Annotated in this window: 11 protein-coding genes; 5 read left to right on the plus strand and 6 right to left on the minus strand. The window is 64.7% G+C overall.

All coding sequences use genetic code 11. The features are described from left to right. Window positions 1-15 precede the first annotated feature (15 nt). A complete protein-coding gene (locus tag AB0J47_RS05120) occupies window positions 16-681 on the minus strand; it encodes a sigma-70 family RNA polymerase sigma factor (protein ID WP_364340666.1) in 666 nt (221 codons plus the stop codon). Window positions 682-856: 175 nt separating this feature from the next. Here AB0J47_RS05120 and AB0J47_RS05125 point away from each other — a divergent pair, with 175 nt between their 5' ends. Next, window positions 857-2119, plus strand: coding sequence for a DUF4328 domain-containing protein (locus AB0J47_RS05125; RefSeq protein ID WP_364340668.1), 1263 nt, complete (start codon window positions 857-859; stop codon window positions 2117-2119). A gap of 252 nt (window positions 2120-2371) precedes the next feature. Here the strand turns inward: AB0J47_RS05125 and def are convergent, their stop codons facing one another. Beyond that, window positions 2372-2995, minus strand: coding sequence for a peptide deformylase (gene def, locus AB0J47_RS05130; RefSeq protein WP_364340670.1), 624 nt, complete (start codon window positions 2993-2995; stop codon window positions 2372-2374). Window positions 2996-3161: 166 nt separating this feature from the next. Here def and car point away from each other — a divergent pair, with 166 nt between their 5' ends. Beyond that, window positions 3162-6641 carry a carboxylic acid reductase gene (car, locus tag AB0J47_RS05135; RefSeq protein ID WP_364340672.1) on the plus strand — a complete coding sequence of 1160 codons (3480 nt, stop codon included), beginning with the start codon at window positions 3162-3164 and terminating at the stop codon, window positions 6639-6641. On the opposite strand, the gene AB0J47_RS05140 is transcribed toward car, so the two are convergent. The 3 genes from AB0J47_RS05140 to AB0J47_RS05150 are packed head-to-tail and all read right to left on the minus strand — an operon-like array spanning window position 6642 to window position 9629. Beyond that, a complete protein-coding gene (locus AB0J47_RS05140) occupies window positions 6642-7265 on the minus strand; it encodes a TetR/AcrR family transcriptional regulator (RefSeq protein WP_364340674.1) in 624 nt (207 codons plus the stop codon). 13 nt (window positions 7266-7278) lie between these two features. Then, window positions 7279-8154, minus strand: coding sequence for an SDR family oxidoreductase (locus AB0J47_RS05145; RefSeq protein ID WP_364340676.1), 876 nt, complete (start codon window positions 8152-8154; stop codon window positions 7279-7281). After that, the gene (locus AB0J47_RS05150; RefSeq protein ID WP_364340678.1) at window positions 8151-9629 is read right to left on the minus strand and encodes an NAD(P)/FAD-dependent oxidoreductase; all 1479 of its coding nucleotides are present in this window, start codon (window positions 9627-9629) and stop codon (window positions 8151-8153) included. Before AB0J47_RS05150 ends, AB0J47_RS05145 begins: the two co-directional genes overlap by 4 nt. Window positions 9630-9818: 189 nt before the next feature. Here AB0J47_RS05150 and AB0J47_RS05155 point away from each other — a divergent pair, with 189 nt between their 5' ends. Next, the gene (locus AB0J47_RS05155; RefSeq protein WP_364340680.1) at window positions 9819-11288 is read left to right on the plus strand and encodes a phosphatase PAP2 family protein; all 1470 of its coding nucleotides are present in this window, start codon (window positions 9819-9821) and stop codon (window positions 11286-11288) included. 9 nt (window positions 11289-11297) lie between these two features. Here the strand turns inward: AB0J47_RS05155 and AB0J47_RS05160 are convergent, their stop codons facing one another. After that, window positions 11298-12758, minus strand: coding sequence for an ornithine decarboxylase (locus tag AB0J47_RS05160; protein ID WP_364340682.1), 1461 nt, complete (start codon window positions 12756-12758; stop codon window positions 11298-11300). A gap of 119 nt (window positions 12759-12877) precedes the next feature. On the opposite strand from AB0J47_RS05160, the gene AB0J47_RS05165 reads away from it, so the two are divergent. Together AB0J47_RS05165 and AB0J47_RS05170 are read left to right on the plus strand one after the other, a co-directional pair. Further along, on the plus strand, window positions 12878-13432 hold the full coding sequence (locus tag AB0J47_RS05165; RefSeq protein ID WP_364340684.1) for a hemerythrin domain-containing protein: 555 nt from the start codon (window positions 12878-12880) through the stop codon (window positions 13430-13432). A 54-nt stretch (window positions 13433-13486) separates the two neighbouring features. After that, window positions 13487-14232 (plus strand): helix-turn-helix transcriptional regulator (locus AB0J47_RS05170; RefSeq protein ID WP_364340686.1); only part of this gene is annotated, 746 nt, incomplete at its 3' end.

The following is a 14232-nucleotide window of genomic DNA, read 5'->3' on the forward strand; positions in this document are numbered from 1 at the left end:
GAATTCGATTGTGTATCAGGCGGCTTCGATGTTCGCGCGGAGCCGTTTGAGCGCGGCGTGTACGTAAGCCTTCACAGTCCCGTCGCCCACGCCCATGATCGCGGCTGTTTCGGCATAGGTGTTTCCCTCGAACGCGCGTACCACTACTGCCTCGCGCTCGCGGGCGGGGACGGCGTTGAGCGCGGCAACCAGCATGTGCCGCAACGCGATCACATCGTCGAAGGCGAGTCCGGCGCTGTCTGCGAGCTGTGCGATCCGCGTCTCACCGTCGGGATCGAGGCGGTCGCGATCGTTGGCGGCCCGCCGCCAGGTATCGCGGGTCAGGTTCTTCGCGGCGGTCCAGATGTAGCGGCGCAATTCCTCGGCGTCGGTGATGTCGGGGCGCGCGGCGTAGACGCGCATGAACGCGGTCTGGACGATATCTTCCGCGTCGGTGCGGCTCCCGACCTGTTTCGTGACCGAGGCCAGCAGCCTGTCCTTGGTCGATTCGTACGCCTCGATCAGCAAGTCGTCGAACGCCCGCGCCGAATCGGCGCCGCCACGCCCAATCCGAATCACCGACGTCTCAGGAGCGCTGGCGAGCAATAACAGCGGTTCCCGCGCACAGTCCTGCAGCACCGCGCCGAGCAGCGAGATGAGCGCAACGTCACGAACCCAATCGCCGTTGTCTGTCGTGCTCATCCGAACCGCCTTTCTGTGTCCTTACCGAACTACAACAGGTCGGTGCCCGAAAAAGTTGGGCACGAAACGTGGGCAACCGTTTGCCCCGTCACCAGGTTGAGGGATGCATGAAACCGTATCCCGCAACACCTCCGCAGGTCTTCGACAATCCCCCGCCTCTTGGGACGGACGAAAGATGATATTTCAACCGCAACCCGATAGCAGCCCGAATCTCCATCACGGAGACCGACCAAATGGCGGGACCGCGATCGCGGCGGGTGTGCTCGCCTTGCTCGGCGCGGCTCATCGGCTGCTGAGCGCAGTGCTTGCGGTCGGCCTGTACATGTTCCTCGACACCGGCAGTGAGCTGCTTCGCGAGGCGGATCGCCCGATGCGGACGACCATGCTGATCTCAGCCCCGATCTTCCTGGTGATCGGCGCGCTGCTGCTCCTCGGCGGCATTCAGCTGCTCCGCAGGAGTCGGCTGGGCCGTGCGTTCGTCGTCGCCGCATGTGTGGCCGACATTGCTTACGGGATAATCGAATTCGCGATCGTTAAGGCGGTTGCCGCGAGTAACGACGATCTGATCTCGATCGGCAGTCCGGTGCTGGTGACGGTCGGGGTCATCTTCCCGGTCATCACGATCGGATTGACCGTCGCCACCGCCACGACGCGGTGGCTCGATTGCGACGACTCACGGAACTCGGCGAGCCTCCAGACCGCACTCGAGCAGAATCAGAGCCGGGTGTCTCCGTCGGCCACCCCCGGTGCAGTGCGCGGCCCGCTGCGAGCTGTCCGGCCGATCGACGCGCTCGGGCGTTGGTCGATCGGTTTGATCGGCTGCACCACAGCTGCACTGCTCGTCTTCGTGAATACCGAGGCGATGGGCCATCGTGCACTCGACAGATATCACGGTGAGTACCCGAATACCCAGGCCCGCACTGAGTTTCATGACTGGTCTATGATCGTCGGTCCGGCCGTGATCATCATGTTCGTGGCTTTGCTCGGCACGGGGATCGTGTTCCTGGTGTGGCTGCGGCAGGCCAGGAGCAACGCCGATGCGCTGTGTGCGGCGCGGCATCGGCTACCGATCGGGTGGGTGGTCGGCGGCTGGTTCTGCCCCGTGGTCAACCTGTGGTTTCCCGCGACGATCCTGACCGACGTCCTGCGCGCCAGTGATCCGCGGACACCGAAGGATGCGCCGGACCTCCGCGGGCGTCCGGGCGGGTTGTTGGTCGGCGTGTGGTGGTCGGCGTGGCTGGCCACATGGACCGTGCTTTTCTGGCCAGTCGATTCCGACTTTCTATCGCCGGTGCGGGCCGCTGTCGTGGCGCTGTTGATGGTGGTTGCCGGGGCCTGCGCGGCTGTGATCATCACCCGAATCGGCAATTGGCAGCGGTCTGAGGCACTGGCGGGCGGTTCCAGTGACAGCCGAGATCGATCGTGTAGTCCCCGATGAGCCGAACGACCGAGACCGGCCTGCGCCGTTTCATCGGCCCGGAGATTTACCAGCGCAATAGTTTTCGTGTGGCGGGACTGGACGTCACGGTATCGGCTCGTGCGACCCGTCGGCGGTCTGGATCAGCAGGCACGGCTCGCTCCAGGTCGGCCGTGCGGCCGCCGCTGCGCCAGTGCTCGCTCGGCGAGCGGCCCGTGCAGCTCATGCGACTCCCGCCGCGCTACGAGGGATGACCCCGTCGACGAGCCGAGTTCAGGGGAGGTCGAAGCCCAGGGCGTCGGCTGCGGCGGCGGGGGTCGGCTGGGACCAGCGGTCGGTGAGGGTTTGGGTGGAGGTCAGGGAGCGGGTGATGGCGCGATCGATGTAGAGGGTGCCGTCGAGGTGGTCGGTTTCGTGTTGGACGATACGGGCGGGCCAGCCGGAGACTTCCTCGTCCAGTTCGCGGCCGCGCTCGTCCTGTCCGCGCAGGCGCACGTGGGCGTGGCGCGCGACGACGGCCTGCCAGCCCGGAACGCTCAGGCACCCCTCGAAGAATGCGGCGCGGGCGTCGCCGATGGGTTCGTAGGTCGGGTTGACCAGAACTCGGAACGGTAGCGGGACCCGTCCGCGGACCGCGCGCACATCGTCGGTCACTTCGGCCGGATCCTCCAGCACGGCCAGCCGCAGCGGTATCCCGACCTGCGGGGCGGCCAGTCCGACACCAGGGGCGGCATGCATCGTCTCCCGCATAGCCCGCACCAAGCGATCCAATTGCGTCTGCGTCAGCTGGCCGGCGTAGCGTGCGGCGGGCGTTCGCAGCACCGGATCGCCCGCGGTAACAATGGAGAGTGGACCACCGAGCAGCGTCTCGACAAGATCGGGAAGCGGGATCGTCATGGTTTCAGCATCGCAAAGCGCCGCGCGGCGCAATGATATGGCCAGGCCCGTTGCCGAATATGGACCGCCCTGGAATATTTAGCCAGGCTAACGTGTTACTGGATACAGGCGTCTTCAATCTGAACAGAACAACCGACGGTCGGCATGCGACCGAAGGAGGCTGGCCATGATTATTGATACGCGGATGGAACAGGTCATGAATCGCATCGCCGACCTGTATGCCACCTATCCGGACATTCGCAACGCGCGACCGATGCCGGACACTTTCGCCGCGATCCGAGAACCCGGAATGCGGCCATCACAGATCGTGGCGACGGTCATGGCGGCCTACGCCGATCGCCCCGCGCTCGGGCACCGGGTCCTCGAACTCACCACGGACGAGTCCGGGCGGCGCACGCTGCGACCGCTGCCCGAATTCGGCACCATCACTTACGGCGAGTTGTGGGCGCGCGTCGGTGCGATCGCCGCAGCCTGGCATCACAATCCCGACAACCCCATCGAAGCAGGCGACTTCATTGCCACGCTAGGCTTCACCAGCAGCGACTACACCACGCTCGATCTGGCCTGTCTGTATCTCGGCGCGGTTGCCGTGCCGTTGCAGGCCGGTGCGGCGCCGAGGCAATTGTCGGCGATCATTGCCGAGACCGAACCACGTATCCTCGCCGCGACCGTCGAAACCCTCACTACCGCAGTGGAATGCGTGCTGGCGGGCCCGACGCCGGAACGCCTTGTGGTCTTCGATTACCACCCCGAGGACGATAATCAGCGCGGCGCATTCGAATCCGCCTGCGATCGCCTGGCGAACACTCCGATAGTGGTGGAATCGCTGGAGTCGGTACTCGAACGCGGCCGCACCCTGCCGCCCGCGCCTCTGTTCGTACCCGATGACGACGCTTTGGAGCTGCTGATCTACACCTCCGGCAGTACCGGAACCCCCAAGGGCGCAATGTACACCAGCCGTTTGGTAACCGCGATGTGGTTGGCCCAGCCGGAGGTCGCCGGGATCGGCCTGAACTATATGCCGATGAGCCATATGGCCGGACGCATGTCGCTCTACGGCGTGCTGGCTCGCGGCGGCACCGCGTATTTCACGGCCAAGAGCGATATATCGACGCTTTTCGAGGATATCGGCCTCGTCCGGCCGACCGAGATGTTCTTTGTGCCACGCGTGTGCGATATGGTTTTCCAGCGCTATCAGAGCGAAATGGAACGTCGCGCCGAACCCGGCATCGACCGCGCCGAACTCGACCGTGCGGTGAAAACCGAACTGCGCGAGGACTTCCTGGGCGGCCGATTCCTATCGCCCATCGTCGGCAGTGCGCCACTGGCCGCCGAGATGAAGACATTCATGGAATCGGTCATCGATATGGATCTGCACGATGGCTACGGTTCGACCGAGGCGGGCGGCGCCATCATGGTCGACAATGTGATCCACCGCCCACCGGTGCTCGACTACAAGCTGGTGGATGTGCCGGAGCTGGGATATTTCGGTACCGACCAGCCGCATCCGCGCGGTGAGCTGCTGCTGAAGACCACCACCATGATTCCCGGGTACTACAAGCGTCCCGAGGTCACCGCGGAGATCTTCGATGCGGACGGTTTCTACCGGACCGGTGACATCGTGGCCGAACTCGGACCCGATGAACTCGTCTACCTCGACCGTCGCAATAATGTACTGAAGCTTTCCCAGGGCGAATTCGTCGCGGTCGCACACCTGGAATCCGTATATGCCAGCAGCCCGATGCTCGAGCAGATCTTCGTCTACGGCAGCAGTGAACGCGCCTACCTGCTCGCGGTGATCGTCCCGACCGAGGAGACGCTGCGCAGCGCTGATCCCAAAGCGGCACTGAGTGATTCACTGCAGCGCATCGCAAAGGCGGCAGATCTCGAATCGTATGAGATCCCGCGCGATTTCCTCATCGAAACCGAACCCTTCACCACCGAAAACGGTCTGCTCTCCGGTATCGGTAAATTATTGCGTCCCAAACTGATCGAGCGCTACGGCGAGCGGCTGCGGCAGCTCTATGCCGAACTGGCCGAAGGTCAGGCGAACGAACTGCACGTACTTCGCCGCGAAGCCGCCGACCTGCCGGTTCTGGAAACCGTGAGCCGAGCCGCGCGAGCATTGCTCGGTTGTGCGACAACCGATCTGCACCCGGATGCGCAATTCACCGATTTGGGTGGCGATTCCCTGTCCGCGCTGTCGTTTTCGAATCTGCTCCGCGATATCTTCGCCGTCGAGGTGCCGGTGGGCGTTATCGTCAGCCCGGCCAACGGTTTGCGCGAGTTGGCGGAGTATGTCGAATCGGCGCAGAGGTCCGGCTCGATCCGTCCCACCTTTGCCGCGGTTCACCCGCACGGCGGCCTCGCGCGTGCCGATGAACTGACGCTGGACAAGTTCATCGATGCGCAAACACTGTCCGCAGCAACGAATCTCCCACATACGACCGAGACGCAGACGGTGTTGCTGACAGGTGCCAACGGCTATCTCGGCCGCTTCCTGTGCCTGGAATGGCTGGAGCGACTGGACAAGACGGACGGCGCACTCATCTGCATCATTCGCGGCAAAGACGCTGCGGCAGCGCGGAAACGGCTCGACGAGGCCTTCGACAGCGGTGATCCGGAGCTGCTGCGGCACTACCGCGAGCTGGCCGGCCGCCGCCTCGAAGTGCTGCCCGGTGATATCGGCGAGCCGAATCTCGGCCTGGATGACGCGACGTGGCGTCGGCTGGCCGACACCGTCGACCTGATCGTGCACCCGGCCGCGCTGGTCAACCATGTTCTGCCCTACGACCAGCTGTTCGGTCCCAATGTCGTCGGCACCGCCGAACTCATCCGCCTGGCCATCACCTCGCGGATCAAGCCCGTCACCTATCTGTCCACCGTGGCCGTCGCCGCCCAGGTACAGCCGTTGTCCTTCGTGGAGGACGGCGATATCCGCGAAATCAGCCCCACGCGTGCCATCGACGACAGCTACGCCAACGGCTACGGCAACAGCAAATGGGCGGGGGAGGTCCTGCTGCGCGAAGCGCACGATCTGTGCGGACTTCCGGTCGCGGTCTTCCGCTCCGATATGATCCTGGCGCACAGCCGATTCGACGGCCAGCTCAACGTTCCGGACATGTTCACCCGACTGCTGCTGAGCCTGGTGGCCACCGGCATCGCCCCGTACTCCTTCTACGAAACCGATGCCGACGGCAAGCGCCAACGCGCCCACTACGACGGCCTGCCCGTCGACTTCACCGCCGAAGCGATCGCCACCATCGGCGCCCGGGCGCGCACCGATTTCCACACCTTCGACGTCCTCAATCCACACGACGACGGCATCTCGCTCGACGAATTCGTGGAATGGCTCATCGAATCCGGCCACCCGATCCGGCGGATCGATGACTATCAGGAATGGTTGAGCCGATTCGAAACCGCGCTGCGCGGTCTTCCCGAGAAACAGCGGCAGGCCTCGCTGCTACCGCTGCTGCACGCCTATAGCCGACCCGGTCGGCCGGTCCATGGTGCCGCCATCCCGGCAAAAGGGTTCACCGCTGCCGTGCAAGCCGCGAAAGTCGGTGCCGACCACGATATTCCGCATCTGACGCCCCGGCTCATCGACAAGTACGTCAGCGATCTGCGATTGCGTGGACTGCTGTAATCAGGTAAGCCCGAGAATGGTGATGGTGAGCCGGGTGGCGTAGTCGACGACCTCGTCGCGATTGGCCTCGACGTCGCCGTCGAGCCAATCGAGGAACAGCGCGACGAGCGCGCCGGATATCGCGCTGACCGGCAGCGGAATCCGGCCCGGTGCGGAGGTCAGACGCGCGGCCTGCTCCGGTGCGAGTTGGGTGGCGACGAGCGTGACGAAGGCGGGGAGTGCGTCGGCGCCGTGGGCGCGCAGCGTGTCATCGGCGAGGGTTTCGCGGAACATGATCCGTCCGCGGCGTGGATCGTCCGCGAAATACTGTGCCGCCGCGTCGAAAGCCGCTCGGGCGCGGGCAGTTTCGTCGAAAGGCGCGTCGACCAGCCGGGTTGTGACGGCATCGACGAGCCCATGTGCGGTCTGGTCGTAGATCTCGATCAGCAGGGCTTCGCGATCAGCGAAGTTCTCGTAGAAATAGCGCAGGCTCAGGCCCGCCTCACGACACACCGCCCGCATGGTGGTCGCCCCCGCGCCCTCGCCGCCGAGCAGCGCGTAACCCGCGCGCACGAGTTGTTCGCGGCGCTCGGCGGCGCGGCTGGCCATGGTGCTGCCGCGCCAGGTAGATGCTGACGAAGTCACGGGTTGGATCATGTCATGCGTCGCTGGACTCGCGTTGTTCCAGCTTGCGGAGCAGGATCCGCAACTGTTCGTCAGTGCTGAGGTACTGGTCCATCAGCACGTTGATCGCACCACGCAGCAGGGAATAGGGCTCCCAGACGCGGGGTGCGATGGTGCGCGGGGCTCGGTGGGCAATGCCGTCGGCGACGGCCAAAGCGGCCTGAGCGGCGCTGATGCGCTGGTTGAGCGGCCAGGGCAGCATGGCATCGGCCGCGCGGCCGAATTCGTCGTCGTCGAGCGTGTGGTGGGTCATGGCGGTGTCGACGATGCCGAAATAGGCGACCCCGGCGGTGGCGCCGGAGGCGGCGAGTTCGACCCGCAGCGCGCGACCCAACTGTTCCACACCGGCCTTGCTGATCATGTACGCGGACCCGCCCATACCGGGCGCGAATGCCGCACAGGAGGAGACCACCACGACGTGGCCGCGGGTGGCGACGATATCGTCGAGGGCGGGTCGGACGGTGTTGAACACACCGGTCAGATTGACGCCGATGACGCGGTCGAAATCGGCGGGATCCATCGTGCGCAGTGTGGCGGGCGTCGGGGTTATACCGGCATTGGCGATCACGAGATCGATGCGGCCGAAACGATCACGGACCGTGGTCATGGCGGCGATCATACTGTCGCGGTCGGCGACATCGGCGCGCAGCGGGATCGCCCGTGACCCCAATCGCGATGCGACAATGCCGACCTTGGCCTCGTCCAGGTCGAGCATGACGACCCGCGCGCGGCGGCGGTGCAGGATCTTCGCCAGTTCGGCACCGATGCCGCGTCCGGCGCCGGTGATCACCACGACCTTGTCGGCAATGTCGAAGGTGTCATTGGTCGGCAACAGCCGCAGCAGGTTCATGATGCCTCGATCAGGTAGTCGTCGGAATCGAATCGCTTGGTGCGCCTGGCATATTCGAAACTCCAGTTCGGATACAACCCGGCATTGTGATGGCCGTCGGCGGTCTGGTAGTAGCTACGGCAGCCGCCGGTGACCCACACCGTATCGCGGCTGCGCTGCTCCATCTCATCGACGAAGTTCCGCTGCACCTGCGGTCGGACCTCGATGCGGCGAAGTCCGTTGTCGCGCATATTCTTTACCGCGTCCACGATATAGCGGATCTGGGCCTCGATCATGAAGATCGCCGACTGGTTCCCGGCCGCGCCGAACGGCCCGAGGGTGGTGAAGAAGTTCGGAAATCCGGTGACGCTGGTACCGAGATAGCTGCGTGGACGTTCGCGATACAGCTGTGCGAGTGTGCGCCCCGCGGTGTCGTGGATGGCCTCGAATATCCGTGGTGGCACACCGAATCCGGTGCCCCAGATGATCGTGTCGACCTGGTGTTCGGTGCCGTCCACGGTGACGATCGATCGCGGCCGGATCTCGGCGATTCCGGCGGTCTCCACCTCGACATTGGGCTTGGACAGCGCGGGGTAGTAGGCGTCGGAGAAGATCGCGCGTTTGCAGCCGATCATGTAGTCGGGCGTGAGCTTGCGGCGCAGTCGCGGATCGGGAACCTGCCGACGCAGCTGCAATCGGCCCAGTGCTTCGAACGGATGACGGAACCGTTTGTCCACGAACCCGACCAGGCCGAACCCCTCGATGCCGGTGAAGTACGCGGCGCGGATCGTCTTGCCCAGCATGGGCATCCGGCGCAAGAGCAGGCGCTCGACGGTGCTGGTCGCCCAATCCATGCGCGGCACGATCCACGGCGCCGAACGCTGGAACACCGTCAGTCGATCCACGATGGGCTGGATCTCCGGAATGAACTGCACCGCGGACGCGCCGGTGCCGATGACCGCGACCCGCTCACCGGTCAGATCGTGGTCGTGATCCCAGTGCAGGGAATGGAATTGGGTGCCGGTGAAATTCGGCATACCGGGCAGACTGGGGATCTGTGCCTCGCTGAACGGTCCGATCGCCGAGACCAGCACATCGGCGGTCAATGTCCCCTGTCCGGTGCGGATGCGCCACCTTCCAGCACCTTCGTCCCAAATCGCGTCGAGTACTTCTGTGTCGTATCGAACGTGTTGTGGCACAGCATATTCGATTGCGACGCCGCGCAAATAGTCGAGGATCTCCGGCTGGGTGCCGTAGCGGCGGGACCAATTCGGGTTCGGGGCGAAGGAATACGAATACAGCATCGAAGGCACGTCGCACGCACAGCCCGGGTAGGTGTTGGCGCTCCAGGTACCGCCGAGATCGGAGCCGCGTTCGAGGATGACGAAGTCGCGGAACCCGGCCTCACGCAGCTTCACCGCCAACCCGATACCGGCGAACCCGGCCCCGATCACAACGATCGGCACGTGGTCGGGTGGTGTCGTCGGCTGATCCATCTTGCACTCCTCCGGACGAGTACGCGCCCGAGCTCATGGGAATCGGTCGATTCCAATGGAATCAGATGATTCCTCTACTTTGCTCCGGGTGTCAAGGCTGAGCGGTGTTATCGCAGGTCAACGGGTCAGCTCTGGATCGCATCGCCCGGGTGCCGAAGCGGACCGCGCGTGGACGGATAGCCTGTGGAGATGCGTAGGCAGTCACCGAAGGCCGCGAGCCACGTGGACGCGTGGCTCGTGGCGCGCAGTGCGCGGGTACGCCCGACCGCCGCCGATCGGTTCCTGCGGACGCTGAGTATGAGCGCCGACCACAGTCGGTTGTGGCTGGTGGTGGCGGCGCTGATGTCGATGAGTGGTCGAGCACCGCGACGGGCGGCCGTGCGCGGGCTGGTCTCGATCGCGCTGGCCAGCTCGGTGGCGAACGGCATCGCGAAGCCGCTGTTTCCGCGCCGCCGACCACCGGATGAATCGGTGCCCTTCGTGCGACGGCTGGTGAAACCGCCGGTGTCCTCCTCGTTCCCCTCCGGTCACTCCGCCTCCGCGGCGGCCTTCGCAACCGGCGTTGCCCTCGAATCTCCCACTGCCGCGGTCATTATCGCGCCGATAGCAGTGGCCGTCGGCTATTCGCGCGTGCACATCGGTGTCCATTGGCCCTCCGATGTGATCGCAGGCGGGGCATTGGGCGCTGCGATCGCACTCGGCACCCGGCGCTGGTGGGCGCAGCGCGACGATGAGCCCGCCGAACTGGGCGCGCATGAACGAATCACCCCGATGCGCAACGGATTCGGGCTTCTGCTGGTGATCAATCCGGGTGCGGGTGTTGGCGCCGGCTCCGAACAACTGCGGTTACTACACGAAAGCCTGCCCGCCGCGGAGGTTTTGACGGTCACCGATGATCTCACCACCCAGCTCGACAAACGAGTCGGCCGCGACAAAATCGCCGCACTCGGCGTATTCGGTGGCGACGGGACGGTTTCGGCCGTCGCCGCCGCAGCGGTCCAGCATCGGCTGCCACTGGCGGTATTCGCCGGTGGCACCCTCAATCATTTCGCCCGCGATACCGGGGTGGAATGCCTCGAGGACACGGTGGCCGCGTTGGAATCGGGCGACGCGGTCCGAACCGATACCGCCGAAGTGCGATCCGACGGACTCGAGCCACGAACCTTCGTCAATACCGCCAGTCTCGGCGGCTATCCCGACTTCGTCCGCTTCCGTGAACACTGGGAGCCGCGGCTCGGCAAATGGCCCGCCGCGGGAATCGCCATGCTGCGGGTACTGCTGCGGGCCCAGCCGCTGCCGACGACCATCGACGGCACCCGCACAGCCATCTGGATGCTGTTCGTCGGCAACGGCCACTACCACCCCGCTCACCAGATCCCGATGTCGCGCCCCGCATTGCGCCACGGCACCCTCGATATCCGCTATCTGCGCGCGGACCTGCCATTTTCCCGAACCCGACTGATCTGGGCGACCCTCACCGGCACCCTCGACCGTTCCGCGACCTACGTCAACCGCCACGCCGACCGGCTGACCGTGCGCGTCGAGGACGGCCCGGTCGCCCTTGCCGCCGATGGCGAGGTCGACTACCGCGGCGACGACTTCACCTTCACCAGCCGTCCTGCGACGCTCACGCTGTTGCGCCGGGCAGAGCCGAATTGATGCCGCGCGTCACTCGGCGACCACGCGAACCGTCCGCATCGAACTGTCGGCGGCATCCGGCACCACCATTCCGGCGTGCACACCGGTGACCAGGTAGTCGATCACCGCCTCGTTCAGCCGCTCACCGGGCACCGCGACCGGAATACCGGGCGGATACGGCGTGAGCTGCTCGGCGACAATCCGTCCGGCGGCCGACTTCATCTCGATCGTATCGACCGATCCGAAGAACGCGTCGCGTGGAAGCATTGTGGTGTCGAGTTCGAGTTCTTGCGGAGCGGGGAGTCGAATCTGTTCCGGCGCTCGGATTTCCGATGCCGCCGCGCTCAGCGACAGCAGCGCGTCGAGCAACCGCCTGGTGGTGGACTCGTCATCGGCCATCGACAGTGTCGCCATGATGCGGCGATGATCGCTGAGTCCGACGTCGATGCGCGCGTTCTCGCGCAGCCAGTCGGCGCACTGATAGCCGGACAATCCGAGTTCGCTGACATCGATGAGGACCTGCATGCGGTCCAGGTCGTGCGAGGCTTCGGCGCCGAGCAGTTCGTCTTCCAGTACGTGCAATCCCGGAATATCCTCGATATCCGCACGCAACTGCCGGGCCAATTTCAGTGCGGCGCCGAGCAATTCGTGACCGTGCTCGACCATCTGGCGTCGCCAACCGTCCAACGCCGCATACACCATGACATTCGGGCTGGTGGTCATCAACAGATCTGCGCATGCCGAGAGGCGCTCGCGCTCGACGAGGTCGCCCTGCATATGGAAGACCGAACCCTGCTCGAATCCACTGCCCATCTTGTGCACGCTGACCACACAGACATCCGCACCGGCATCCATTGCCCACGTTGGCAATTCCTCATGGAACGGCAGATGTGCACCCCACGCCTCATCGACGATGAGCGGTTTGCCGCGCTCATGGCACACCTCGGCGATACCCCGGATATCGGCGCAGGTCCCGTACGGACTCGGGCTGACGATCAACGCCCCCGCCGCATCCGGATAGCGCTCCCAGGTTTCGCGGATCTGCTCGGGTGACGGCGGATGGGACAGGTGCTGCTCGGCATCCCAGCGCGGGGTGACCCAGCGCGGTTGCACACCCGAGAAGATCAAACCGGCGACGATCGACTTGTGGCTGTCGCGCGCCACCAACAGGCCCGGTGAGCCGCCCGCGACCGCCATCATCGCCGCCTTGACCGACAGTGAACTGCCACAGGTCGAGAAGAACGCGTAATCGGCGCCGACCGCGTCGGCCATCAACTCCTCGGCCCGCGCCAGATAGCCACCACTTGCCTTGCGGTCGTCGAGCCCGCTGTTGCCAAGGACATCCGAACCGAAGGTATCGGCGCCGAGGATGCGCCGCACGCGCTCGTCAGCGCCGCGGCCCTGTCGGTGGCCGGGCGGGGTAAAACCGTATCGTCCCAGCTCACGGTATTCAGCAAGGGCATCGAGTAAAGGAGCTACGGCATGATCCATATGGCCGACCTACCCAGCGGCGCAGGTAGCAAACGGCTCGGTGGTGAGTTTGCCCGTGGCGCGCTGGCCGGCCTTCGGAGGAAGATGTGTAATACCCCGCCGCAGAAATGAGGTGCACGATGGGAAAGCTGGATCAGAACGTGATCGATCTGCTGACTGCCCAGCACGAGCAGATCCGGCGCCTGCTCGAGAAGCTGAAATCGGGCCAGGACGATAAGCGGGAACTGTTCACCGAGCTGGTGCGCCTACTCGCGGTACACGAAACCGCCGAGGAGGAGGTCGTGCACGCGGTGGCGCGGCGCGCGGCCTTCGGCGCCGACGACATTATCGGGCCCAGATTGGCCGAGGAAAACGCGGTGAAGCGCGCACTGGCCGAACTGTACGACATGGGCATCGACCATCCCGATTTCGATGCCAAGCTCGCCGCGTTCGCCGATAAGGTCACCGAACATGCCGCACACGAGGAGATCGAGGAATTCCCCTTCCTGCTCAAGCAGTTCTCGGTGAACCAGCTCGAACGCTGGGCGGGAATGGTGCGCACCGCCGAGCGGCTCGCCCCGACCCGGCCGCATCCGCATGCCGGCGAGAGCGGCTTGGCGAACCTCGTCACGAGCCCGCCGCTGGCCGTATTCGACCGAGCACGGGACGCCCTGCGCGACATGCGCTCACACTGAAACTATTACTGGCAGCACCTGGATACCGCTAGCGGGATCCGGGATGATCACTCTATGGCTGATGTTGTCGACGTTCGTGCGATACGCAAGGCGCGCCGCGCCGAATTGGGCGCCTTCCTGAAGTCGCGCCGCGCCCGGATCACCCCCGACGACGTCGGCCTGCCACCCGGCCCCCGCCGCCGAACCCCTGGCCTGCGCCGCGAGGAAGTCGCACAACTCGCCGGAATAGGCATCACTTGGTACACCTGGCTAGAACAAGGTCGCGAGATCAATGTCAGTGTTCAGGTGTTGAATTCGGTTGCGCGGACGTTGTCGTTGGATGCGGCGGAGAAGGCGCATCTTTATCGACTTGCGGATGTGCCGACGGTGCCGACCGCGCACGCGGGCACCGCTCTGCCAGAAGAACTTCAGGTGATTCTCGATCATCTGGAACCTTTGCCAGGTGTGGTGCTCAGCCCGCGTTATGACGTGCTGGCGCACAATAAGTCGTATGAGGCGCTGTGCCCGGGTTTCGTCAAGGGCGAGCGTAATGTGGCCCGTCGGGTGTTTCTGACCCCGGAGTGTTGCAACACCTATCACCATAATTGGGATGACTTGCGGCGCATGGTCGGTTACCTGCGGGGTTCGTATGCGAAGAATCTCGGTGATCCGGGGTGGGAGGGTTTCATCTCTGAGTTGTGTGCTGAGAGTGAGGCTTTCGCGTCGTTGTGGGCTCGTAATGATGTGGCGGTTCCGGCGAGTCGGACGAAGCAGATCCGTAATTTGGCGGTGGGGGAGTTGGAGATGTTCTTGACGAGCAT

Origin of the sequence: Nocardia sp. NPDC049737 (genome assembly GCF_040674755.1) — a bacterium.
GTDB lineage: Bacteria > Actinomycetota > Actinomycetes > Mycobacteriales > Mycobacteriaceae > Nocardia.

Excerpts from the sequence above, each read along its gene's own strand:
- AB0J47_RS05120 (WP_364340666.1), bottom strand. The coding sequence starts at position 681 with ATGAGCACGACAGACAACGGCGATTGGGTTCGTGACGTTGCGCTCATC.
- AB0J47_RS05125 (WP_364340668.1), top strand. The coding sequence starts at position 857 with ATGATATTTCAACCGCAACCCGATAGCAGCCCGAATCTCCATCACGGA.
- def (WP_364340670.1), bottom strand. The coding sequence starts at position 2,995 with ATGACGATCCCGCTTCCCGATCTTGTCGAGACGCTGCTCGGTGGTCCA.
- car (WP_364340672.1), top strand. The coding sequence starts at position 3,162 with ATGATTATTGATACGCGGATGGAACAGGTCATGAATCGCATCGCCGAC.
- AB0J47_RS05145 (WP_364340676.1), bottom strand. The coding sequence starts at position 8,154 with ATGAACCTGCTGCGGCTGTTGCCGACCAATGACACCTTCGACATTGCC.
- AB0J47_RS05150 (WP_364340678.1), bottom strand. The coding sequence starts at position 9,629 with ATGGATCAGCCGACGACACCACCCGACCACGTGCCGATCGTTGTGATC.
- AB0J47_RS05155 (WP_364340680.1), top strand. The coding sequence starts at position 9,819 with ATGCGTAGGCAGTCACCGAAGGCCGCGAGCCACGTGGACGCGTGGCTC.
- AB0J47_RS05160 (WP_364340682.1), bottom strand. The coding sequence starts at position 12,758 with ATGGATCATGCCGTAGCTCCTTTACTCGATGCCCTTGCTGAATACCGT.
- AB0J47_RS05165 (WP_364340684.1), top strand. The coding sequence starts at position 12,878 with ATGGGAAAGCTGGATCAGAACGTGATCGATCTGCTGACTGCCCAGCAC.